Raw genomic sequence first — 23,429 nt, forward strand, 5'->3', positions numbered from 1 at the left:
GGTGGCGTTGACCGTGTCGGCCAGTACTGCGCCGCCCCAGGACGAGGTGCCCAGCCCCTCCCCTCCGGCCCCCGAGAAGCGCCGCGGCGCCGACACCCGCGCCCTGACCCAGGTGCTCTTCGCCGAGCTGAAGGATTTGACTCCGGGCACGCCGGAGCACGACCGGGTGCGCGGAGCGCTGATCGAGGCCAATCTCCCGCTGGTGCGCTACGCGGCGGCCCGTTTCCGCTCCCGCAACGAGCCGATGGAGGACGTGGTCCAGGTCGGCACCATCGGTCTGATCAACGCCATCGACCGCTTCGACCCCGAGCGGGGGGTGCAGTTCCCGACCTTCGCGATGCCGACCGTGGTCGGCGAGATCAAGCGGTACTTCCGGGACAACGTCCGCACGGTCCACGTACCGCGCCGGCTGCACGAGCTGTGGGTGCAGGTCAACAGCGCGACCGAGGACCTCACCACGGCCTTCGGACGCTCGCCCACGACCGCCGAGATCGCCGAGCGGCTCAGGATCAGCGAGGAGGAGGTGCTCTCCTGCATCGAGGCGGGACGCTCGTACCACGCCACCTCCCTGGAGGCCGCGCAGGAGGGCGACGGAATGCCCGGCCTGCTGGACCGCATCGGCTACGAGGACCCGGCCCTGGACGGCGTGGAACACCGCGACCTGGTCCGCCATCTCCTGGTCCAGCTCCCGGAACGGGAACAGAGAATCCTGCTGCTGCGCTACTACAGCAATCTGACCCAGTCGCAGATCAGCGCGGAACTCGGGGTGTCCCAGATGCACGTATCCCGGCTACTCGCGCGTAGCTTCCAGCGGCTGCGATCCGCGAATCGCATCGAGGCATAACCGGCGCACGGGAGCACACTCCGGAAAACGCCAGCCCACGGCGGATCGAAAGCGGGATCGATCACTCACCGGTGAGAGCGAATCGCCCACCGGGGCGGTTCCCGACAGTTGTGCGTCGAAAGACCGTCAGACCCCTTCTTTCCAGGGCCGATTCAGGGCTGGCATGTCGACATGTCACTACAGCGTGTTGCCGACATGTGACATTCTGCGGGAAGCGCGTTTGCCGGAGCTCCGGCTCCGGTATTCAGGTGAGGGCTGCGTTGCTCGAAAGGCAGCGCCGCCGCGACCGTCCCGCGACCCAAAGGGGGTGGCATGTCCGCAGACCAGGGCAGCTCGAAGGTCCTCACGCCCACGAGCGAGGCAGCGCCCAAGGAGCTCCACGCTCTCGACGTCCTCGACGGCATCGAGGGCGTCACGGCCCTCGAAGCCGTGCCGGCCCAGGCCGACCCGGCCGCCGCCCCTGCCCCGGCCCCGCCGGTCGCGGCGGACATCGACACCCGGACCCTGTCCCGGTCCCTGTTCCTGCGGCTCGCCGCACTCGACGAGAGCAGCCCCGAGCGCGCCTACGTCCGGGACACCCTGATCGAACTCAACCTCCCCCTCGTGCGCTACGCGGCGGCCCGCTTCCGCTCCCGCAACGAGCCGATGGAGGACATCGTCCAGGTCGGCACCATCGGCCTGATCAAGGCGATCGACCGCTTCGACTGCGAACGGGGCGTGGAGTTCCCGACGTTCGCGATGCCGACGGTCGTGGGTGAGATCAAGCGCTTCTTCCGCGACACCTCGTGGTCGGTGCGCGTCCCGCGCCGGCTCCAGGAACTGCGCCTGGCCCTCACCAAGGCCAGCGACGAGCTGTCCCAGAAGCTGGACCGCTCCCCGACGGTCACGGAACTGGCCGCCGTGCTCGGCGTCTCCGAGGAGGACGTGGTCGACGGCCTCGCGGTCGGCAACGCCTACACCGCCTCCTCGCTCGACTCCCCGGCCCCCGAGGACGACGGCGGCGAGGGCTCCCTCGCCGACCGCCTCGGTTACGAGGACAGCGCGCTGGAGGGCGTGGAGTACCGGGAGTCCCTGAAGCCGCTGCTGGCCAAGCTCCCGCCCCGGGAGCGCCGGATCATCATGCTGCGCTTCTTCGCCAACATGACCCAGTCGCAGATCGGCGAGGAGGTCGGCATCTCCCAGATGCACGTCTCCCGGTTGCTCACCCGGACGCTGGCCCAGCTGCGGGAGGGCCTCATCTCGGACTGACGGGCTCACGGACAGGGCCGCCGAGGCGCCGTTGCGGCAGCGTCGGCGGCCTTCGTGTGTCCGGACGGCGGGGTGTCCTACTTGAGCGCGAGCCAGGCGACGGCGGCGACGACGACCACGGCCGCCACGATGCCGATGATCAGGCCGGCCCGGGGTCCGGAGGAGGCCGGCTGCTGCTGCTGGCGCCCCTGGGGGCCCTCGTCGACGAACGCGCGGAACATCTGGGTGCTGCCTGCGGGGTCGTAATTGCCCTGGGGGCCCTGGGTGTTAGCCATGGCCCGAGACACTAGCGAATCCGGTGGGGCGACCCAAGTGGGGGTCCACCGGGACAGACGTGGTGCGGGCGGCCACTCCGACCAGCCCATTTACGATCGCAATACTTGCCTTTGCCAAGTTTTTGCGTCGACTGGACCCCGGTTGTTTGCCTGCAGCAACCAACCTCCCTTATGGTTGCCCTAAGCAACGAATACGGGAGGTGTGATGGCCGAGCAGGCGCAGTACGAGGAGCTGGTGCGTCAGTTCAGCGCCTTCGGAGCCGTGAAACGGGACCTGGGGCGGATCCTGCCGTCCGAGTGCCCGGCCGGCTCGGCCGCCGTGCTGACCCTGCTCGGCCGCCACGGCGACATGCGCATGAGCAAGCTCGCGGAGCTGCTCTCCGTGGACATGTCGGTCACCAGCCGGCATGTCGCGCACGTCGCCGCGCGTGGCTGGATCGAGCGGCACCCGGACCCCGCGGACAAGCGTTCGCGCATCCTGCGCCTGACGCCCGACGGCCTGGAGCAGCTCGACGAGCTGTCCCGGCGGACCACGCACCTGCTGGCAGAGCGGCTCGCCGACTGGACCGACGAGGAGGTCGGCCGGCTCATCGAGCTGATGGCCCGCCTGCGCGCGTCCTTCGGCGACTGCCGCTCGACCCCGGCCCGGATCCCCGCGCCCGTAGTCGAAGAGACCACCCGTACACCCGCAAGCACGTAAGCAAAGGAAGCCCATGGCAACGACCACACCAGCCGGTGTGCGGGCTCACGCCAAGCACGGGGGAGGCCCAGGTCACGCCCCGATGACCCACCGGCAGATCATGGAGGCCCTGTCCGGGCTCATGCTCGGCATGTTCGTGGCGATCCTGTCGTCCACGATCGTCTCCAACGCCCTGCCGGAGATCATCGGCGACCTCGGCGGCGGTCAGTCCGCCTACACCTGGGTGGTCACGGCCGCCCTGCTGTCGATGACCGCGGCCACTCCCCTGTGGGGCAAGCTCGCCGACCTGTACAGCAAGAAGGCGCTCGTCCAGATAGCCCTGATCATCTACGTCGTCGCATCGATGGCGGCCGGCCTGTCGCAGAACCCCGGCATGCTGATCGTCTGCCGTGTGGTGCAGGGCATCGGCGTCGGCGGTCTGTCGGCCCTGGCCCAGATCGTCATGGCGGCGATGATCTCCCCGCGTGAGCGGGGCCGTTACTCCGGTTACCTCGGTGCCACCTTCGCCGTCGCCACCGTCGGCGGCCCGCTGCTCGGCGGTGTCATCACCGACACGTCGTGGCTGGGCTGGCGCTGGTGCTTCTACGTCGGTGTCCCGTTCGCCGTCATCGCGCTGATCGTGCTGCAGAAGACCCTGCACCTCCCCGTGGTCAAGCGCGAGGTCAAGGTCGACTGGGGCGGCGCGTTCTTCATCTCCGCCGCCGTCTCCCTGCTGCTCATCTGGGTCACCTTCGCCGGTGACAAGTACGACTGGGTGTCCTGGCAGACCTACGCGATGGTCGGCGGTTCGGTCGTGCTCGGCGCGCTCTTCGTCCTCGTCGAGGCGAAGGCGAGCGAGCCGATCATCCCGCTGCGCCTGTTCCGCAACCGCACCATCACCCTGGCGTCGCTCGCCTCGCTGTTCGTCGGTGTCGCGATGTTCACCGGCACGGTGTTCTTCAGCCAGTACTTCCAGCTGGCCCGCGACAAGTCCCCGACGATGTCGGGCGTGCTAACCATCCCGATGATCGGCGGACTGTTCATCTCCTCGACCGTCTCGGGTCAGTTCATCACCCGCACCGGCCGCTGGAAGGGCTGGCTGGTCAGCGGTGGCCTCCTGGTGACGGCCGGCCTGGCCCTGCTGGGCGGCATCCGGTACGACACCGACTACTGGAAGATGGCCATCTTCATGGCCCTGCTGGGTCTCGGCATCGGCATGATGATGCAGAACCTGGTCCTCGCCACGCAGAACCAGGTGGCGCCCTCGGACCTCGGTTCGGCCAGCTCCACGGTCACCTTCTTCCGCTCCCTCGGCGGTGCGGTCGGCGTCTCCGCCCTCGGCGCGGTGATGTCCCACCGGATCACGCACTACGTCATGGACGGCATCGGGGCCCTGAGCCCCAAGTACCAGGCCGCCATGGCCGGCTCGGGTTCCACCGACACCATCCCGGACATGGACAAGCTGCCGCTGCCCATCCGGACGCTGCTGGAGAGCGCCTACGGCCACGGCATCGCCGACGTCTTCTACATCGCGGCCGCCCTCGCCGCCGTCGCCTTCCTGATCACGCTGTTCATCAAGGAGGTCCCGCTGAGGACCAAGGGCGCGCTGGCCCAGGCCGCGGACGCCGAGGCGGCCGCCCTGGACCCCGCCGCCGCGCCGGTCGTCGCCGAGGCGCAGCCGGCCCCCGCCGCGGTCGTCGCGACCACCGGCACCGGGTCCGAGGGCACCGCTGCGGCGGCCACCGCCCAGCAGGTGACCGCGGTCGCCACGGTCGCGGAGCCCGGCACGGGCGGCGGCACTCCGGTGCACGGATTCGTCCGCGGCGCCGAGAGCGCCCCGGTCCCGCAGGCCGCGGTCACGCTGATCTCGCTGTCCGGCCGCCAGCTCGGCCGCTCGGTCGCCCAGGCCGACGGTTCCTACGCGGTGGACGCGCCGGGCACCGGCTCGTACGTCCTGATCGCCTCCGCCGACGGCTTCCAGCCGCAGGCCTCCACGATCGTGGTGGGCGAGGAGCCGCTGTCCTACGACATCCTGCTCAGCGGCACCAGCGGACTGACCGGTGTGGTCCGCTCGACCGGGAGCGCACTGCCGGTCGAGGACGCGATGGTGATCGTCACCGATGTGCGCGGGGACCTGCTGGCCACCGCCGCCACCGGTGAGCAGGGCGAGTTCGCCTTCACCGACCTGGTGCCGGGCGCGGTGACCGTCGCGGTCAACGCGAGCGGGTTCCGGCCGCGCGCGCTGCCGGTCGAGGTCGCCACGGCCGGGGTCACCCGGATCGAGGTCGGCCTGGACGCCGGCGCCCGGCTGCAGGGTGTCGTGCGGGCCCCGCACGGCCCGCTGGCCGACGCCCGAGTGACCCTGGTCGACCAGGCGGGCAACGTGGTCGGCACGGCCACCACCGGGACGGACGGGGCGTACGCCTTCACCGACCTGGACGGCGGCGACTACACCGTCATCGCGACGGGCTACCCGCCGGTGGCGACGGCCCTGTCGGTGAACGGCACCGGAGTCGACGGCCACGACATCGAACTCGGCCACCCCGGCGAGTAGTTCGATCCCCGGCCCGTGACGGCGCGCCCTTTGAGCGGAGACGCGCCCGTCACGGGCCGGTTTCATACGACCGATTTATCTGGCTTTTCAGGGAGAAGACGGGATGGGACTGACCGCGAGGATCCGTACCCGGGACGGATGGGCCGTGTCGCACGCGGTCGTCACGATGACCGACATGACCGGAACGCAGGTGCTGCGGGCCGATGCGGACGCCGAGGGTGCCGTACGGGACGGCACCGAGCTGGCGCCGGGGGCGTACACGGTGATCGTGACCGCCGTCGGCTACGCGCCCGCCGCCTCCAGCGCCATCGTCACCGCGAGCGGGCGGGCCGAGGTCGGCACCGTCACGCTGGCCCGGCAGGGCGGCACCGAACTGCCCCCGCCCGGCCCGTGGACCATCGACCCGGCGCACTCCTCCGTCGCCGCCGTCGCCCAGCACCTGGGGATCTCCAGTGTGCACGGCAGGTTCACCGAGTTCGGCGGGACCATCGAGATCGCCCCGGACGACATCACCAAGTCCCGCGTGGAGGCGGTGATCCGGGCGGCGTCCGTCGACACGGGCAACGGCATGCGGGACACGCACCTGCGGTCCGCGGACTTCCTCGACGTCGAGCGGCACCCGGAGATCGCCTACCGCTCCACGGGCGTGACGGTGGCCGGCCCGGACCGCTGGACCGTGCACGGCGAGCTGTCGATGCACGGCGTGGTCCGGCCGGTCGACCTGGACCTTGCCTACCTCGGCACCGGCGCCGACCCGTGGGGCGGCACCCGAGCGGCCTTCCGGGCGACCGCCGAACTGCACCGCGAGGACTTCGCGATGAACTACAACCAGGTCCTCCAGGCGGGCATCGCCGCCATCGGCACGACCCTCAGGGTCGAGCTGGACATCCAGGCGGTCCAGGGCGAGTCACTGCCCGGCGCCTGACGGCAACGGCCGACGGCCCGCCGCCACTCCACGTGGCGGCGGGCCGTCGGCCGTTCCCGGTGGCTCAGTTGTCGGTGGCGCCTACAATGCGCCGGGCCAGGTCCCGCAGTTTGACGTTCTCCCGCTGGGAGGCGCGCACCAGGCTCTCGAAGGCCGCCGCCGCGTCGATGTCGAGGCGCTCCATGAGGATGCCGGTGGCCTGGCCGATCAGGTCCCTGGTGTGCATGGCCTCGGTGAGCTGCTCCTGGACGGTCACCGAGTTCAGGGCGAGGCTGACGTGCGCGGTGAACAGGCGGCCGAGGCGGGCGGCGGTCTCGTCGAAGGCGCGCGGCTTGCCGGAGTAGGCGGTGAGCACGGTGAGCCGGCGCCGGTCGGCGCGCAGCCGCAGCGACAGCACCGAGCGCAGCCCCAGGTCCGGCAGCGGCCCCCGATCGGTCCCGGCGTCGTCGGGCAGCCGTACCACCGGCGAGGTCCACAGTTGTTCCCAGTGCGGCAGCTCGGAGGCCTCGGCGTCCCGCACGATGTCGTCGGTCCAGGCGACCGTACGGCGCCCCTCCCCGCGGTCGATCTCCTGGACGCCGGCGTGCTCGGCGCCGGGCAGCAGCTCCACGGCCAGCCGGACGGCGGTGCGCAATGTGGCCTGCGGAGTGGTGGTCTCGTGCAGTTGCCGAGCCGCCAGCGTGAGCGCCTCCGCCAGCTCCAGGCCGGCCGGAGAGCGGGTCACGTCGAAAAAGTCAGGGGAAGCCACCACGAACCTCTCGGATGTCACGGCCCTACGGCCATGCTCAGGAGAGCTCCGCAGCACATTCCTGACTGCGAGCACACGACATCTGCACTTTAGCTGCTCCGTTGCGGTGAAGTGACTCCCGGATGATCCTGCGCCCGACAGGGTCAGGCCGACCGGGCCCCACTCGCCCTAGGCTGCGTCCATGGCACCGAACATCGCGACGAACACCCGTGTATCGCGGGCCGAACTGCTGGACTTCGTACGCCCCAGGCACCGCGCCGTCCTGCTCACCCGCCGGGCCGACGGCAGCCCTCAGGGCTCCCCGCTCACCTGCGGGGTGGACGACTCGGGCCGGATCGTGGCCTCCACCTATCCCGAGCGCGCCAAGACCCGCAACGCCAAGCGGGACGCCCGGGTCAGCCTGATCGTCCTCAGCGACGAGTGGAACGGGCCCTGGGTCCAGATCGACGGCACGGCCGAGGTCATCGACACCCCCGACTCGGTCGAGCCCCTGGTCGAGTACTACCGCAACATCGCCGGTGAGCACCCGGACTGGGACGAGTACCGCGAGGCGATGCGCAAGCAGGGCAAGTCGATCATCCGTGTGACACCGGAACGCTGGGGCCCGGTGGCGACCGGCGGGTTCCCGGCCCGGCTGGCGGAGGGCGACTGACCGGGGCCCGCGGCGCGGCCTGTCGGCGGCGGCCGGGGCCCGCGGCGCGGTCCGTCGGCGACGGCCGGCCGGTGCTCCGGCGTGGCTGCCGGGCGCCGGTCTGTCGCCCCGGTCAGCCCCGGGCGACCATCGCCTCGATGCCGGCGATCAGCAGGTCGAGGGCGAAGCCGAAGTCCCGCTCCATCATCTCGTCGACCGTGTCGCCGCCCCGGGCCGCCATCAGTTCCCGGGACTCCCGGAACATCTCGGCGGTCCCGGGGTCCTCGGCGACCAGGCTCATGGCCTGGCGGTAGTACTCGTCCGCGGTCAGCCCGGTGTCCGCCGTCCGGGCGAGGAACTGGGCCTCGACCGTGCCGTAGCCGTACACGAACTGGAAGACGGCCGAGATGGCCCCGGTGACGCCGTGCGCGGGCAGCCCGGCGCGGCGGACGACCCGCTGGACCACGCGGGAGAACACCAGCGAGTTGGGGCCGATGTTGAGGTAGCGCCCGGCCAGAGGCGACAGCCAGGCGTGGCGCACCAGCAGCGCCCGGTACCCGCCGGCCAGCTCCCGCAGCTGCTCCCGCCAGTCGGCGGCGTCGTCCTCCGGGTCCGGCAGCCGGAGTTCGCCGTAGGCGGCGTCGAGGGCGAGTTCCAGGAGGTCGTCCTTGGTGTCGACGTACCAGTACAGGGACATCGCGGTGACGTTCAGCTCGGCGGCAAGCCGCCGCATGGAGAACCCCGCCATGCCCTCGGCGTCCAGGAGCCGCACGCTGACCGCGGTGATCCGCTCCCGGTCCAGGCCCGTGGGCTGGCCGCCTCGTCCGCCGCGCCGTGTCCTCGCCTCCAGCCAGACACTGCCCCGCGCCGACCCGTCACCGGTCCTGGCCACCGACGCACCTCTCTCGAACTCCGGGCACCGCCCCGGATGCGGGGCGCGCGGCCGTGTCGGTACGGGGCTCCGCCGCCTGGGCGCGGCCGACCGCACACCGCCCGCAGCGGCACGCATACCCAGGGCCGCGAGCTCTTAGGCGGTCCGTGCGGGAGCCGACCCGACCGGGGGGTGACGGACGTGCCGTACACCGCACGGCCGGGGCCCTGCGGTGTACGGCGGGTCGTCATCGGCTGTTCTTCGTCAGGCGCTCTTCGTCAGGTCGTAGAAGGTGGCCGAACCGGCCGTCGCCTTCTTGAAGTTGCTCTGCACCCACGAGCTGATCTCCGACGCCGAACCGCTGCCGCTGCCGCCCATGCCGCCACCGCCCATGCCGCCGCCGGCGATGAAGTAGTGGATCCTCCCTTCGGCCACGTACTTCTTGAACTGGGCCAGGGTCGGGGACGGGTCGGTGCCGTTGAAGCCGCCGATCGCCATCACCGGGTCGCCGGTGGCGAGCTGGTAGCTCGCGGAGTTCTGGGAGCCGATGGCGGCGGCGACCCAGGTGTACTCGCCCGCGTCCTTCTCCAGCAGCCTCCTGGCCGCGGAGCCGACCTGCGCGCCGTTCAGCAGGCCGCCGGCGCCCCCGCCGCCCGTCCGGCCGCCCTCGCCCATGGCACCGCCGCCCGGGAAGCCGTTCCCGTTCGGCCGGCCCTGGCCCTGGGTGTTGCCGTTCTGACCCGGCATGCCCCCGCCGGGGAAGCCCTGGCCCTGACCCGGCAGGTTTCCGTTCCCGTTCGGCCGGCCCTGCTGGTTCCGCTGCCCCTGGCCCGGCATCCCGCCGCCGAAGCCGCCCGGCATGCCGTCGCCGTTGCCGCCGCCCGGACGACCGCCGCCGAAGCCCATCGTGCTCGCGCCCGCCGGACCGGCCGTCGGGATGGAACCGGTGTGCGCCGAGTCCACCGTGCTGAGGGTGTACGCGGCCGGGCCCGCCAGCGCGGCCGCCAGACCCACCGCCGCCGCGCCGAGGGCCAGTTGCCGGGAGATCCGCCCGGCGAAGACCAGCCCGAACGCGGCCGCGAGGCCACCGACCAGCACCAGCCACCGCAGCCAGGGCAGGTAGTCGGAGGTGCGGTTGAGCAGGACGTACCCCCAGGCGGCCGCGGCCACCACGGCGGCGGCGAGCGTGATCGACGCCCAGGTCTCCCGGCGCCGCTCCCACAGCAGCCCGGCGCCCATGCCGGTGACGGCCGCGACGTAGGGGGCGAGGGCCACCGTGTAGTACTGGTGGAAGATGCCCGCCATGTAGCTGAAGACCACCACGGTCATGAGGAGCGAGCCGCCCCACACCAGGAACGAGGCGCGCGTGACCGACGTGCGCCGGAACCTGCGGGTCGCCCACAGGCCGGCGGCCAGCAGGATCAGCGCGGCCGGGATCAGCCAGGAGATCTGGCTGCCGATCTCGGCGTTGAACATCCGGTCCCAGCCGGTCTCGCCCCACTGGCCGGATCCGCCCGCGCCGCCACCGCCGCCGACGCTGCCGGTCTCGTCGCCGCTGATCCGGCCGAGGCCGTTGTAGCCGAAGGTCAGCTCGAGGAAGCTGTTGTTCTGCGAACCGCCTGTGTAGGGCCGGGAGGAGGCCGGCCACAGCTCGACGATCGCCACCCACCAGCCGCCCGCCACCACGAGCGCGACGGTCGCCAGGGCCAGTTGCACCAGCCGCTTCCGCAGCCGTACCGGCCCGCACACGGCGTAGACGATCGCCAGCGGCGGCAGGATCAGGAACGCCTGGAGGGTCTTGGCGAGGAACGCGGAGCCGATCGCGACGCCCGCCCACACCAGCCACCGGGTCCGCCCGTCCTCCACCGCGCGGACGACGAAGTAGCAGGCCAGCGACATCAGCAGGGCCAGCAGCGCGTCCGGGTTGTTGAACCGGAACATCAGCGCGGCGACCGGGGTGAGCGCGAGCACCGCGCCCGCGATCAGACCTGCGGCGGGACCGAACCGGCGCCGCACCCCGGCGTACACGACCGCCACCGTGCCGACGCCCATGAGCACCTGGGGCGTGAGGATCGCCCACGAGTTCAGGCCGAAGATCCGCACCGACAGCTCCATCGGCCACAGGAAGGCCGAGGGCTTGTCGACGGTGATGGCGTTGCCCGCGTCCAGCGAGCCGAAGAAGAACGCCTTCCAGGACCTGCTGCCGGCCTGGACGGCCGCCGAGTAGAAGGAGTTGGCGTAGCCGGAGGCGCTCAGGTTGTACAGGTAGGTGACGAGGGTGAGGGCCAGCAGGCCGAGGAGGGCCGGCCGCGCCCAGCGCGGGTCCTCGGGACGGCCGCGCCACACCCGGGACACCAAGGGCCGGCGAGGGTCGGCCGCTTCCGGGGCCGGCGGGGGAGCCGTGGGGGGCGGCCCCCAGGCGGCGGGGGCGCCCTGCTGGGCGGGCTGGTCGAAGTGCGTGGTCATCGGGGGTCCCCCGGCTCGGTGTCGTGAGGGCGCACCGGCTGGAGCGGCATGGTGCCGTCCCTCCAGGTGCCGTCCGCGGCGTCACCGGCGCGGACCTGGGCGGTGGTCGGGTATGGGCCGTACGCCGGGTGCGGCAGCGGGCGGCGCGGGAGCGGCCCGTCCGGCCGGTGCGGCGCGGGCGTCGCGTGGGCCGGCGCGGACGTCGTGGCGTACGTCGGCGAGGGCACCGTGGCGTGGGCCGGCGCGGACGTCGTGGCGTACGTCGGCGAGGGCACCGTGGCGTGGGCCGGCGCGGACGGGGAGTGCGCGGACGGGGTGTGCGCGGACGGGGTGTGCGCGGCGACCACGGTGGAGGCCATGCCGTCCTCCGGGCGGTCCGGGAACACCCAGGCCCGGAAGAGCAGGAAACGCAGCACGGTCGCCGCGAGGTTGGCGGCGATGAGCACCGCCAGCTCGGTGGAGTGCGCGGGGCTGCCGCCCGCCGCGTTCAGAGCGGCCAGGGAGCCGCTGGTCAGGGCGAGTCCGATGGCGAAGACGACCAGGCCCTGCGCCTGGTGCCGGACCGCACCGCCGCGGCCGCGCACCCCGAAGGTCAGCCGGCGGTTGGCGGCCGTGTTGGCGACCGCCGAGACCAGCAGCGCGAGCGCGTTGGCGGTCTGCGAGCCGGAGAACTGCCGGAAGACGCTGTACAGCAGCAGGTAGAACAGTGTCGACAGGCCGCCGACCACGCAGAACCCGACGAGCTGGCGGGCGAGGCCGCGGGGCACGTCCTGGATCTCGCGGTCACGCGGGTCGTCCCCGAAGGGCCGGGTGAGCCGGTCCAGCGGCAGCGAACCGGTGGCCAGCGCCCGGCCGATGCGCCACACGCCCTTGAGGTCGTCGGTCGCGGTCCGCACGATGTGCACGGTCGAGTCGGGGTCGTCCACCCAGTCGACCGGCACCTCGTGGATCCGCAGCCCGGCCCGCTCGGCGAGCACCAGCATCTCGGTGTCGAAGAACCAGCCGGTGTCCTCCACCAGCGGCAGCAGCACCTGTGCCACATCCCGCCGGATGGCCTTGAACCCGCACTGCGCGTCCGAGAAGCGGGCCTGCAGCGAACCGCGCAGGATCAGGTTGTAGGCCCGGCTGATCACCTCACGCTTGGGGCCCCGCACGACCCGTGAGGCACGGGCGAGCCGGGAGCCGATCGCGAGGTCGGAGTGGCCCGAGATCAGCGGGGCCACCAGCGGCAGCAGGGCGTTGAGGTCCGTGGACAGATCGACGTCCATGTACGCGAGGACCGGCGCGTCGGACGCGGACCACACCGTCCGCAGGGCCCGGCCGCGGCCCTTCTGCTCCAGCCGGAACGTGCGGACCTCGGGGAGCTGGGCCGCCAGCCGTGCCGCCACCCGCGGGGTGTCGTCCGTGGAGGCGTTGTCCGCGACGGTGATGCGGAAGGCGTACGGGAAGGTGCGCGCGAGGTGCTCGCGCAGTCTGCGCACGCACGGCTCGAGGTCTTTCTCCTCGTTGTAGACGGGGATCACTACGTCCAGGACAGGCGTACCGGCGTTTCCGGCCGGGAGGTGCTCCCGCGCCGGCAGGGTGCCGGGAGAAGAGTCGGTTCGCATGGCACCGACTCTCCTCAGGTGCCCTGTTCCGCCCGTGTGGTGGCGCTGTGCCGTGCCTGTGAGTGCGATTCCCAGTCCGTTCCGGCGGCCGGGCGTACCTCGGCGGGGCCCAGCGCGGGCAGGTGCACGGTGAAGACCGTCCGTCCCGGCACGCTGTCCACGGTCACGGCGCCGCCGTGCGCGGCCGCGACGGCCTGCACGATGGCGAGCCCCAGACCGGTGGACCCGGTGGCCCGTGAACGGGCGGAGTCCCCGCGGGCGAACCGCTCGAAGACGTGCGGCAGCAGCTCGGGCTGGATGCCCGGCCCGTCGTCCTCCACGTCGACGCACATCCACGCCCCGCGCCGCTGCACGCGCGCGGTGACGGTGGTCCCCGGCGGGGTGTGGTTGCGGGCGTTGCCCAGCAGGTTGACCAGTACCTGCTGCAGGCGGGCCGCGTCCGCGGACACCGGCGCCGGTGCGTCGGGCAGGTCGAGCCGCCAGTTGTGGTCCAGGCCGGCCGCGCGGGCGTCGCTGACGGTGTCGACGACGAGCGGCACGAGATCGGTCTGCTCGAACCGCAGCGGGCGCCCGGCGTCGAGCCGGGCGAGCAGGAGGAGGTCCTCGACGAGGAGGGTCATCCGTCCGGCCTCGGACTCGATACGGCCGAGGGCGTGCCGGGTGTCGGGTCCGACCTGTTCGCGTCCGCGTCTCGTGAGCTCGGCGTAGCCCCGGATGGAGGCGAGCGGGGTGCGCAGTTCGTGGCTGGCGTCGGCGACGAACTGCCGTACCCGGGTCTCGCTCTGCTGCCGGGCGTGCAGCGCGCCGTGCACATGGTCGAGCAGGCGGTTGAGCGCGGCGCCCACCTGACCGACCTCGGTGTGCGGGTCGCACTCCGCGTCGGGCACCCGCTCGCTCAGGTTCACCTCGCCGGTGTGCAGGCGCAGTTCGGCGACCCGGGTGGCGGTGGCGGCGACCTTGCGCAGGGGGCGGGTGGCGACGCCGACGAGCGCGTAGCCCGCGATGACGGCGGCGACGAGACCGGCCGCGGTGACGCTGATCTCGACGAGGATCAGGGTGTCGATCGTGTTGTCGACCGATGCCGTCGGTACGGCGACGTAGTAGGCGCCGTTGTCGCCGGTCCGGTACTCGACCCGGTACTCGCCGAGGCCGGGGATGTCGACGGTGTGCTGTCCCCCGTCCTCCCGCGGAACGGCCTGGAGGGCGGCCATCTGCGTCTTGGTCAGCGACTTCGCCTTCATCTCGAAATCGCTGGGGGACTGCTTGCCGCGCTTGGCCTCGGTGATCACACCGTTCTGGACCATGGCGGCGATGGTGCCCTGCGGCTGCGGGCCTCGGGTGACGAAGTCGGTGAGGACCGGGGGATGGGTCCGGCCGCCCGGTGCCATGCCGCCCCTGGGCCGCTCGCCCGGCGGGCCGAAGGAGCCGGACGCACGTGCGGCGACCTCGTCGAGCTGGCCGTTGAGCTGGTCGTACAGATGCGAGCGCAGTGCCAGCGTGGTGACGGTGCCGATCACCGAGCAGACCACGGCGATCAGCACCACCGACGCGACGACGAGCCGGGTCCGCAGGGTGCGCGGCTGCCCCGCTCGTCTCCGCGGACGCGGCCGTCGTCGCCCGCTCATGACACGGCGGGCTTGATCAGGTAACCGGCCCCACGCCGGGTGTGGATCATCGGTTCCCGCCCGGCGTCGATCTTCCTGCGCAGATATGAGATGTACAGCTCGACGACGTTGGCCTGTCCGCCGAAGTCGTACGACCACACGCGGTCCAGGATCTGCGCCTTGCTCAGCACGCGCCGCGGATTGCGCATCAGGAAGCGCAGCAGCTCGAACTCGGTGGCGGTCAGGTGGATGTTGTCCCCGCCCCGCGACACCTCGTGGCTGTCCTCGTCCAGGGTCAGGTCGCCCACGACGAGCATGGAGTCGGACCTCCGGTCGGCGGCGCCGGAGCGCCGGATCAGCCCGCGCAGCCGGGCCACGACCTCCTCCAGGCTGAACGGCTTGGTGACGTAGTCGTCGCCGCCCGCGGTGAGCCCGGCGATCCGGTCCTCCAGCGCGTCCTTGGCGGTCAGGAAGAGCACGGGCACGTCGGGCAGCTCGCGGCGCAGCCGCTGGAGGATGGTCAGCCCGTCCATGTCCGGCAGCATCATGTCCAGGACGACGGCGTCGGGCCGGAACTCGCGGGCCGTCTGGAGGGCGCCCTGCCCGTCGCCCGCGCTTCTGATCTGCCAGCCCTCGTAGCGAAGAGCCATGCTCAGCAGTTCGGTGATCGACAGTTCGTCGTCCACCACAAGCACGCGGACGGGGCTCCCGTCCGGCCTCAGCAGTTCGGTGCGCCCCAGGGGCGAGGTCGTGGTCATGGTGGACACCCTGTCGGGGCCCTCTGAGAAGACGCTTTCCCCAGTCTGTGATTTCCCTGAGAAACACACAGGAGGCTCTCAGGGAACACCTGGGAACCGCCCACCCCCGCCCGCGCCTTCAGAACAAACCGTCCGGCTCCCTGGCGAACTCTTTCACCGGCAGGCTGAGTTGACCGTGTTCCGATGACCGGGGAACCACCTCCCACCCGCTCATCAGCCGCGTGTCGAGGACGACGACCCCGCGCCGCCCACCGACCGCCAGATGCAGATCGGGCCCGGCGGCCGCGACCAGCTCCCCGCTCACGGCCCCGCCCGGCACCAGCTCCACCACATCCCCCGCGGCGGCCGCCGCCTCCGGGGTGAGGAGGCCGAACCGCTCCACGTGGTCCACCACCCGGCACGGCTCCCGGCTCAGCGACTCCGGCCACCCGCCGAGGGCGACGGCCCGCGCGTGCAACTCCTCCACCTCGGCCGCCCGTTCGGCCGCCGCTCTGGGCAACGCCGCCCGTACGGCCCGCTTGTCGGCGTACGGAATCCGGTCCGGCACCCGGAGCGCGGCCCTCAGCAGCTCCTCCGTCCGCCGGGCTGCCATCAGCGGACCGGCACCCAGCCAGGTGAAGCAGACGGCACCCTGCTCGAGCAGCCGAGCCGGACCGCGCTCGACGGCGGTGATACCGACCTTGACCATGCCGGGCCCGAACCAGGCCAGGTACACCCGGTACGGCCGCGGATCATCGGCAAGGGTGTCGGCGGCCACCGAGTGCGCCCGGTCCAGCCGCGCACACTCCTCGCACCGCGCCCCCCGGCTCCGCCCCGGCACCCCGGCCGCCACCGGACACGCGTTCCCCCTGGCCCCCACACACCGCCGCACAGCCCCTTCCGGCACCGCGAAGGCCACCCTCTTCCCCCAGGACAGCGCGCTGCGCCGGCCCCCGTCCCAGACCAGCACGGGACCATCAGCCGTCCACCGCAGCCCCGAACACTTCCACACGCGTCCCATCACCCGTGAGGGTAGAGGGGACCACTGACAGTGCCCCGGGTGCCTTGCCGGCCTGGGAGAACGGCGGGAGTGTGCTCTCCGAGCACACTCCCGACACACGCGAAGGCGCATCGGATCAAAGACGTTCCGCGGGCCGGCTCGACTTCGGGAGGCCGGCACACCGGACGCCGGCAGATCCCGCGCCGACGGCACGTTCTTACTCGACAGGAGACAGCCGTACCGATTCGGCGCCCGCCTCGCCCGGCACCACCACGGCATTCGCGCGCCGCCGCCCCCGTCCCGCCAGGCGGCAGCTGACGCAACCCGGGTGCCCGTCGCGGGCCCGGGTGTCCCGGAGCCGCATGCCCCACTGCGATCGCGGCCGCACGCCCGGGGGCTTGCCCCAGCCGGACAGGTGCAGCGCCCAGGTCACCAGGACGCTCGCGGCGACGACGGCCAGGCCGCCGGCCACCCAGGCCGCCGAGGCCGCGCACACGCCCCATCCCAGCACGCCGCTTCCGACGGTCGCGACACCGGCGCCGGTCCAGCCGGCGATCGTGTGACCCTCGTCGTACAGACTCATAAGGCCGCCTCCAGGGACAGCGACAGAACTTCCCTCATGGACTAAGACATTTACCACCCGAATATCTCACGAGCTAAGGGATTTAGGAAGATGGACGGCACGACCCGACCGCCCGCCGATCCGGCGCGGGCGCTGTCGGCGATGGACCACCTCATCGCCGCCCACCTGATCGGACAGCAGGAGCTGGCCCGGCGGCTGGGCCTGAACGTCACCGACCTCACCTGCTTCGGCTTCGTCCTGGAGGCGGGCGAGGAACTGCTCACGGCCGGCGACCTCGCGGCCCGGGCCCACGTGACCACCGGCGCGGTCACCGGAATCCTGAACCGCCTCGAACGCGCGGGCTACGTCACCCGCCGCCCCGACCCGGCCGACCGCCGCCGCGTCCGAGTGGCCCCCGTCCCGGCCGCGGTGAACCGCGTCGAGGAGGTGTACGCGGGCCACTACCAGCGCGTCACGGCCCTGTTCGCCGACTACTCACCCGAGGAGCTGTCGGTCATCACCGACTGGTTCACCCGGGCGACGGCACTGGCCCACGAGTACCTGGAGAAGCTCAACCGCAACGACCCGCGGGAGGAGTGCTGAGCGACCGAGCCCCTGATACGCCCTCCGGCTGACGAGTCATCCCGCGCATGGCCCGTGACGTGGCGATCACGTAGTCGGTTCGCGGCCAGGACCACTCGGATCAGCCTTCCTCCCGGCTGAATTCGTGCGTGCACCCCGGAAGTCACGTCCCGGGTGAAGCAGGCGACGAAGGAGTCCGGGACGCACACGCACCCCGGCCACAGCCTGCCCGGCCCACTGCCGCCTTCGGCGTGCGGGACACCGGGGACCGCACGGCCTCGTTGCCGTACTCAGCTGCTGTACGACCCCGAAACGCAGAAGGCCCCGGATCTCTCCGGGGCCTTCAACCTGTGTGCACTCGGCAGGATTCGAACCTGCAACCTTCTGATCCGTAGTCAGATGCTCTATCCGTTAAGCTACGAGTGCTTGTTCTTTAGTTTTCGTCTTCCGCTCCCGGCCCTTCCGGCCCGCTCGCGGCGACAGGAAGAACATTACATGACTGCCGCCGTCATGTGAAATCCGATTCGCATACCCCTTGTGACCTGCGAAAACGCGAATGAGGGCGGGTGGAGCCGACAACGCCGAAGCCCCGGTCCTGGGACCGGGGCTTCGGGATGGGCGCGGAGGCGGAGGGATTTGAACCCTCGATGGGCTTTAAGGCCCAAACCGCATTAGCAGTGCGGCGCCATAGACCGGACTAGGCGACGCCTCCAGCACAACCACTCACGCGAGCGCGCGACTGGTGCGTGCAGATGATGACACAGTCGAGCGTGCTGTCACCAATCGACCCCCACGGTACTAGGCACCGGGGTCACAGGGCAAAGGGCTTCGCCCGGCGGTGCGGCGCCGCAACGTCCGGGGGCCGTGGGCGTTGATCAGGGCATGGTCTCTGTCATGTCGGTCGTCCCGCGGGGCGTCCTGGTGTCGGCCCTCGCCGCCCTCTCGGTCCCGTCCCTGTCCGCCCTCGCCGCCGCACCGGCCACGGCCGCCCCGCCGGCACCGGCCGCCACCGCCGCGCACCTCGCGCCCACCCCGCCCGGCGTGGGTCTCATGCCACCGCCGGCGCGCCCCGAGGACGAGACCGGTGATCACCTCACCGTGGTCGTACGGCACGCGGGCCGCGGGCTGGACGGTACGTACGAGGTGGCCTGCCATCCCACGTCCGGGAACCATCCGGACGCGGCGGGAGCCTGCCGGGCGCTCGACGCGAACACACAGTGGGGCCGGGACACCTTCGCCCCGGTCGCCCCCGACAGCGTCTGCACCATGGTCTACGGCGGACCGGCCACCGCCCGGGTCACCGGCACCTGGGCCGGACGCCCGGTCGACGCCGCGTACGACCGGGGCAACGGATGCGAGATCGCGCGGTGGGACCGGATGGTGCCGCTGCTGCCGGACCTCGGTTCGTCCGCGTAGGCGGGATCCCGGCACGGCGGTGGCTCACGTAAAGGTCCCGCGAAGGTCTCGCGGAGCCGGTACGAGGGCGGAACGGGACCGGGACGCGGCCCGCCGCACGACGGACGCGTACGGTCACATGTTCGCCGTCACTTCGTCGTGCGACCTCCCTCTCATCCGGCGTCGCGAGCGCAACCCGTGCCCTTAGACTCCCTCGCGTGACACCCTGCGGGCCGGTTGGCAAGATGGCCCGAGCGGTAGGCAAGGTGCGGTAACAAGGAGGAAGCGTCTCGTGAGCAGCAGGCCATCCCGAGGCGCTGCTCGCCTCGCAGCCATACTCGACGCGCTGCCCGATGCGTTGGTCCTGGTCAACGCCAACGGAACCGTCGTCAACGCCAACACCATCGCCCTGGAGGCCTTCGAGGCGCCGGGGACCGCGCTCGTCGGGCGCGGGCTGCTCGATCTGCTGCCGCAGTTCGACTCCCGGCTCATCCCCGGGTCCATGCGGCGGCCCGATCACATGGACCCGCGCGGGCGGACCAAGCCGACCCGCATGATCGCGCGGCGGACCGACGGGACGGAGTTCCCGGTCGAGGTCACGAGCGCGAATCTGGAGAACGGGCAGCAGGCGTACGACGGTTACGGCTACACCGGTGACGAGCTGCTGATGCTCGTGGTGCGGGACCTGTCGGGAACCGTGGACACCGAGGCCGAGCTGGCACGCTCGCAGCGGCAGACCGAGATGATCCTGCGGGCGGCGTCGGAGGGTGTCGTCGGTACCGACACCGACGGGCGGATCGTGCTGGTCAATCCGGCCGCCGCCCAGATACTGGGGTACCGGGCCGGTGAGCTGGGCGGCAAGGAGCTGCACACCCTCGTGCTGCACTCGCGCGCCGACGGCTCGCCCTTCCCGTACGAGGAGTCCGCGCTCGCCGACACCCTGCGCTCCGGACGCAAGCACCGGGTGCGCGGGCAGGTGCTGTGGTCCAAGGGCGGGGAGCGGGTCTCGGTCGATCTGACCACCGCGCCCGTGCGCGACGGCGACCAGCTCGTCGGCGCCGTGATGACCTTCACCGACCGGCGGCCGTACGACGACCTCGCCGACGAGAAGTCCGCTCTGGAGAAGGCGCACGCCGACGAGTTGGAGCGGCTCTCCGAGGAGCACGCCTCCGATCTGACCGCGCTGCGCCAGGCGCACGTCACCGAGCTCGAGGAGCTGCGCGAGCAGCACCAGGAGGAGCTGGCGGCCGGCGAGGAGCGGTACGCCGCCCTCGGCGAGCGGGAGAAGGACCGTTACGAGGCGCTCGCCGGGCGGCACGAGCAACTGCTCACGCTGCTGGGCCGGTCGCTGCGCGGGCCGCTGGACGAACTGCGCCGCGAGCTGTCCGCCCTCGCCGCCGACGACGCCGGACAGCTGTGGCCCGAGGCCAACCAGGTGCTGCACCATCTGTCCGCCGGGTACTCGCGCATCACCACGCTGATCGACAACGTTCTGGGCTATCAGCACCTCGACGCGGGCACCGAGGACATCGCCCGGACGAAGGTGATGCTCGACGCCGTCGTCGCGGCCGGTGTGGACGGAGCCGTCGAGCTGATCGGGCCCGGCCGGGTGCAGTTCGCCGTGCACGCGCCGCCCATCGAGGCCGAGGTCGACGCGCAGCGGCTCGCCACGGCGCTCGCGCATCTCGTCGCGGACGTTGCCGGTGTCGACGCCACCGGCAACGCGCCCGTCTCGGCGGGCGGATACATGGACAACACGGTCGTGGTCGCGGCCGCCCAGCGCGGTGAGGTCGCGCGGATCGAGGTGCGCGGGCCGTACAGCGGGGGAGACCCGGTGCACGAGCCGATCGTGCGCGGGATCGTCCGTGCGCACGGCGGAGTACTGCAGACGCACGAGGTGCCGGGCATGAGCGGCAGCGCGTACGTGCTCGAAGTGCCGCTCGGCGGTGGGGCCGGGGCGGTCGCCGCCCAGGTCCCGGACGCCGGGGAGGCCGCCGCCGAGGGTGCCGGGCCGGCTGCCGGTGGCGGGCGGCGCCGGGCCCGCCGGTCCTCGACGGACGCCTTCCTGGATAGCGACGGTGAGTCCGGTGAGCCCGCCGACGACGGGTCGGAGTCGCCCTCGCCGACCGGGCGGCGCCGCAGGCGTGCGGCGGCCGCCGTCGAGGCGGCGGCGCCGGTCGTGGCCGAGGCCCATGACGGCGGGACCGGGCGGCGACGCGGCCGGGCCGCCGAGCCCGGCGACGGTGGCGAGGGCGTGAGCGAGGGTGCCGTGATGACGGCGGCCGAGCATGCCGCGGGTACCGCCGCCGCGGGCAACGGACTCGGCGGCGCCGTGCCGCCGCAGGGCGTGCCCGTGCCCACGGGCCGCCGTGCCCGGCGTGACTCGGACGCACCGCAGGCCGCCCTGCCGCCCGCGCTGCCCGCGGCCGGTGCGGAGCAGGCCCGGGCCGGTGCGGCCGACGACGCGCAGCCGACCGGTCGGCGCCGGCGGGCGCTGGCCGCCGCGCAGGAGCGGGCGGCGGCGCAGGAGTCCGGCGCCCGTACGGTCTTCGCCCTGCCGCCCGCCGAGGCCGACCGCTCGCCCGAATCCGCCGTGCCGGCGACGGGCACCGGTCAGCCGCCGGTGGTCGGTCAGACCCCGGTGGCCGTCGCGGACGGCACGGACGCCGGCCGGCACGACGCCGTGACGCCCGACCAGGCCGAGGACCACACCCCGCCGCAGCCGCACCCCACCAGTGCGCCGACCGGCCGCCGCCGGCGGGCCGTGGCCCAGCCGGGCGAGACGGCGGAGCCGGTTCAGGGCCCGGCCCCGGTTGCCGACGCTCCGGCCCAGGCGGTCCCGGCTCAGGCTGGTCACGCGCAAGCGGCTCCCGGTCAGGCCGTCACCGGGCCGGCCAGGCAGCCGGTTCCGGGGCACGGGATTCCGGCGCAGGGTACGGCCGCGCCGGCCAGCCCCGCCGGGCAGCCGGGCAGCGCGGTCCAGGCCGGTGTGCCCGCTCAGGCCGCCCCCGGTCAGACGATGGCGGCGGTGCCGCCCGCCGCCGTGCCCGCGCAGGGCACCGCCGGTGAGGCAGCGCCCGTAGCCCCCGGCCGGCCGGTTCCCGCGCAGGTGGCGCCGGGCCGGACCGTACCCGCACAGGGCACCCACGGCCAGGGCGTGCCCGTACCCGCGCAGGCCACCCCGGAGGGGCACCACGCCGCCCAGGGTCAGCAGCCCGCCGCCACGCAGGACACTCCCCCGGCCGGGGCCCCGGCCGCCCAGCCGCTGCCCGCCGAGGCGGCCGCCGGGCAGGCGCAGGTGGCACAGGGCGGCCCGGCCACCCCGGCCGCCGGTACCCCTGCGGCCGCCGTACCGCAGCAGTGGTCCGGTGCGGACGCCACATCCGGCGCGGGCGTGGCCGTACCCCCGGCGGGCCCCGCGGCCCGGCCCGGCACGGCCACCACCCCCGCCACCGGCACCCCGCTGCCTCCGGAGCACGCCGTCGCACAGCCCCTGCCGCCCGCGCAGCCCCTGCCCGCCGAGGCACCGGGGAACGCCGGCGACCCGAACTCCACCCAGGGCCGGGCGATCAGTGTCCGTACGCTCGGGCAGGGCGTGCCGTTCGCGCGGCAGGCCCTGCAGGTGCAGCAGCCGACGCCCACCCCGCCCCCGCACGCGCCCGGCGGTTCCGGCCGCCGGCGGAAGCTGGGCACGCCGCCCGACCCGGCCGCGCGCCAGGAGGCGCAGCCGGAGCAGGGCGCCCGGACGCATCCGCCGGCCGAACAGCCGCCCGCGCAGCCCTCGCTCGCGGGGCAGTCCCGGCTCGCCCCGACCGCCGAGGGCGGCGGACGGTCGTACGCCATAGGCGCCCCGGACGCGAACGCGGCCGAGGGACCGGAGCCGCTGGACGGTCCCGGCGGTGCAGTGGAGGTCGCCGACACCCCGCGTCCGCAGCCGCTGGACGACGAGCTGCCGCCGGAGCCGCTGGACAACCCGCGCCGGCTGCTGGTGTGGCCCGCGCCGGACGTGACGACCCAGCAGGCGCTGAGCGACCGCGGCTACCGGCCGGTCGTCGTGCACTCCCGTGAGGAGGTCGACGCACAGATCGCGGCGTTCCCCGCCGCGCTGTTCGTGGACCCGCTCACCGGGCCGATCACCCGTACCGCGCTGCAGTCGCTGCGCCAGGCGGCGGTCGCCGCCGAGGTGCCGGTGCTGGTCACGGCCGGGCTCGGGCAGGCGACGCGCGAGGCGGCGTACGGCGCCGACCCCGCCGTCCTGCTGAAGGCGCTGGCGCCGCGGGACAGCGAGCAGCATCCGCCGCGCGTGCTGCTGATCGAGGAGCACGCGGAGATCGCGCTGGCGCTGACCTCGACGCTGGAGCGGCGCGGGATGCAGGTGGCACGGGCCGCCAGCGACGGCGACGCGGTGACGCTCGCGGGGCAGTTCCGGCCGAACCTCGTGGTGATGGACCTGATGCAGGTGCACCGCCGGCAGGCCGGGTTCAGCGGGATCATCGACTGGCTGCGCGCGAACGGGCAGCTCAACCGCACCCCGCTCGTCGTCTACACCGCGGCCGTCGATCCGGCCGACCTGCCCCGGCTGGCCTCCGGTGAGACCGTGCTGTTCCTCGCCGAGCGGTCCACCAGCCCCGAGGTGCAGAGCCGGATCGTCGACCTGCTGGCCGGCATCGGGACGAACTAGCTAGGACGGCCCGCCGCCCC

The 23,429-nt window shown here is 72.9% G+C and carries 18 protein-coding genes and 2 tRNA genes; 9 read left to right on the plus strand and 11 right to left on the minus strand.

Annotation, left to right across the window (positions count from 1 at the left end; all coding sequences use genetic code 11):
• Positions 1 to 7: 7 nt before the first annotated feature.
• Together ACZ6B1_RS32870 and ACZ6B1_RS32875 are read left to right on the plus strand one after the other, a co-directional pair.
• A complete protein-coding gene (locus ACZ6B1_RS32870) occupies positions 8 to 844 on the plus strand; it encodes an RNA polymerase sigma factor SigF (protein ID WP_365122348.1) in 837 nt (278 codons plus the stop codon).
• A 312-nt stretch (positions 845 to 1,156) separates the two neighbouring features.
• A complete protein-coding gene (locus ACZ6B1_RS32875; RefSeq protein ID WP_468784422.1) occupies positions 1,157 to 2,092 on the plus strand; it encodes an RNA polymerase sigma factor SigF in 936 nt (311 codons plus the stop codon).
• 77 nt (positions 2,093 to 2,169) lie between these two features.
• On the opposite strand, the gene ACZ6B1_RS32880 is transcribed toward ACZ6B1_RS32875, so the two are convergent.
• Positions 2,170 to 2,367 (minus strand): hypothetical protein, encoded by a 198-nt coding sequence (locus ACZ6B1_RS32880; RefSeq protein WP_468784423.1) that lies wholly within the window; start codon positions 2,365 to 2,367, stop codon positions 2,170 to 2,172.
• A gap of 205 nt (positions 2,368 to 2,572) precedes the next feature.
• Here ACZ6B1_RS32880 and ACZ6B1_RS32885 point away from each other — a divergent pair, with 205 nt between their 5' ends.
• The 3 genes from ACZ6B1_RS32885 to ACZ6B1_RS32895 all read left to right on the plus strand — a co-directional run bounded on the left by ACZ6B1_RS32885 (position 2,573) and on the right by ACZ6B1_RS32895 (position 6,525).
• Positions 2,573 to 3,067, plus strand: a complete 495-nt coding sequence (locus ACZ6B1_RS32885) for a MarR family winged helix-turn-helix transcriptional regulator (RefSeq protein ID WP_468784424.1) — start codon at positions 2,573 to 2,575, stop codon at positions 3,065 to 3,067.
• Positions 3,068 to 3,149: 82 nt separating this feature from the next.
• Positions 3,150 to 5,600 (plus strand): MFS transporter, encoded by a 2,451-nt coding sequence (locus ACZ6B1_RS32890; RefSeq protein WP_468784425.1) that lies wholly within the window; start codon positions 3,150 to 3,152, stop codon positions 5,598 to 5,600.
• A gap of 103 nt (positions 5,601 to 5,703) precedes the next feature.
• On the plus strand, positions 5,704 to 6,525 hold the full coding sequence (locus tag ACZ6B1_RS32895; RefSeq protein WP_468784426.1) for a YceI family protein: 822 nt from the start codon (positions 5,704 to 5,706) through the stop codon (positions 6,523 to 6,525).
• A gap of 64 nt (positions 6,526 to 6,589) precedes the next feature.
• On the opposite strand, the gene ACZ6B1_RS32900 is transcribed toward ACZ6B1_RS32895, so the two are convergent.
• On the minus strand, positions 6,590 to 7,249 hold the full coding sequence (locus ACZ6B1_RS32900; RefSeq protein WP_468784427.1) for an ANTAR domain-containing protein: 660 nt from the start codon (positions 7,247 to 7,249) through the stop codon (positions 6,590 to 6,592).
• A 205-nt stretch (positions 7,250 to 7,454) separates the two neighbouring features.
• Between ACZ6B1_RS32900 and ACZ6B1_RS32905 the strand changes: the two genes are divergently transcribed.
• Positions 7,455 to 7,925: a PPOX class F420-dependent oxidoreductase gene (locus tag ACZ6B1_RS32905; protein WP_468784428.1), complete on the plus strand. Its 471-nt coding sequence runs from the start codon at positions 7,455 to 7,457 to the stop codon at positions 7,923 to 7,925.
• Positions 7,926 to 8,037: 112 nt separating this feature from the next.
• On the opposite strand, the gene ACZ6B1_RS32910 is transcribed toward ACZ6B1_RS32905, so the two are convergent.
• The 7 genes from ACZ6B1_RS32910 to ACZ6B1_RS32940 form a co-directional block, all read right to left on the minus strand.
• Positions 8,038 to 8,796: a TetR/AcrR family transcriptional regulator gene (locus ACZ6B1_RS32910; RefSeq protein ID WP_468784429.1), complete on the minus strand. Its 759-nt coding sequence runs from the start codon at positions 8,794 to 8,796 to the stop codon at positions 8,038 to 8,040.
• 243 nt (positions 8,797 to 9,039) lie between these two features.
• On the minus strand, positions 9,040 to 11,241 hold the full coding sequence (locus ACZ6B1_RS32915; protein ID WP_468784430.1) for a glycosyltransferase family 39 protein: 2,202 nt from the start codon (positions 11,239 to 11,241) through the stop codon (positions 9,040 to 9,042).
• Positions 11,238 to 12,848, minus strand: a complete 1,611-nt coding sequence (locus ACZ6B1_RS32920) for a bifunctional glycosyltransferase family 2/GtrA family protein (RefSeq protein ID WP_468784431.1) — start codon at positions 12,846 to 12,848, stop codon at positions 11,238 to 11,240. The genes ACZ6B1_RS32915 and ACZ6B1_RS32920 overlap by 4 nt, the downstream gene beginning before the upstream one ends.
• A gap of 14 nt (positions 12,849 to 12,862) precedes the next feature.
• Positions 12,863 to 14,473, minus strand: a complete 1,611-nt coding sequence (locus tag ACZ6B1_RS32925; RefSeq protein WP_468784432.1) for an ATP-binding protein — start codon at positions 14,471 to 14,473, stop codon at positions 12,863 to 12,865.
• On the minus strand, positions 14,470 to 15,210 hold the full coding sequence (locus ACZ6B1_RS32930; RefSeq protein ID WP_468784433.1) for a response regulator transcription factor: 741 nt from the start codon (positions 15,208 to 15,210) through the stop codon (positions 14,470 to 14,472). The genes ACZ6B1_RS32925 and ACZ6B1_RS32930 overlap by 4 nt, the downstream gene beginning before the upstream one ends.
• A gap of 118 nt (positions 15,211 to 15,328) precedes the next feature.
• Positions 15,329 to 16,210, minus strand: a complete 882-nt coding sequence (locus ACZ6B1_RS32935; RefSeq protein WP_468784434.1) for a DUF2797 domain-containing protein — start codon at positions 16,208 to 16,210, stop codon at positions 15,329 to 15,331.
• 196 nt (positions 16,211 to 16,406) lie between these two features.
• On the minus strand, positions 16,407 to 16,772 hold the full coding sequence (locus tag ACZ6B1_RS32940) for an HGxxPAAW family protein (RefSeq protein WP_468784435.1): 366 nt from the start codon (positions 16,770 to 16,772) through the stop codon (positions 16,407 to 16,409).
• A gap of 90 nt (positions 16,773 to 16,862) precedes the next feature.
• On the opposite strand from ACZ6B1_RS32940, the gene ACZ6B1_RS32945 reads away from it, so the two are divergent.
• Complete coding sequence (locus ACZ6B1_RS32945; protein WP_468784436.1) at positions 16,863 to 17,354, plus strand: MarR family winged helix-turn-helix transcriptional regulator; 492 nt, start codon at positions 16,863 to 16,865, stop codon at positions 17,352 to 17,354.
• Positions 17,355 to 17,686: 332 nt separating this feature from the next.
• Here ACZ6B1_RS32945 and ACZ6B1_RS32950 read toward each other — a convergent pair.
• Together ACZ6B1_RS32950 and ACZ6B1_RS32955 are read right to left on the minus strand one after the other, a co-directional pair.
• A tRNA-Arg gene (locus tag ACZ6B1_RS32950) sits at positions 17,687 to 17,759 on the minus strand.
• 195 nt (positions 17,760 to 17,954) lie between these two features.
• Positions 17,955 to 18,045, minus strand: a tRNA-Ser gene (locus ACZ6B1_RS32955).
• A gap of 182 nt (positions 18,046 to 18,227) precedes the next feature.
• Here ACZ6B1_RS32955 and ACZ6B1_RS32960 point away from each other — a divergent pair.
• Together ACZ6B1_RS32960 and ACZ6B1_RS32965 are read left to right on the plus strand one after the other, a co-directional pair.
• On the plus strand, positions 18,228 to 18,749 hold the full coding sequence (locus ACZ6B1_RS32960) for an SSI family serine proteinase inhibitor (RefSeq protein ID WP_468784437.1): 522 nt from the start codon (positions 18,228 to 18,230) through the stop codon (positions 18,747 to 18,749).
• Positions 18,750 to 19,020: 271 nt separating this feature from the next.
• Positions 19,021 to 23,409, plus strand: coding sequence for a hybrid sensor histidine kinase/response regulator (locus tag ACZ6B1_RS32965; RefSeq protein ID WP_468784438.1), 4,389 nt, complete (start codon positions 19,021 to 19,023; stop codon positions 23,407 to 23,409).
• Positions 23,410 to 23,429: the final 20 nt, after the last annotated feature.

The organism is Streptomyces sp. NPDC041129, from assembly GCF_055592265.1.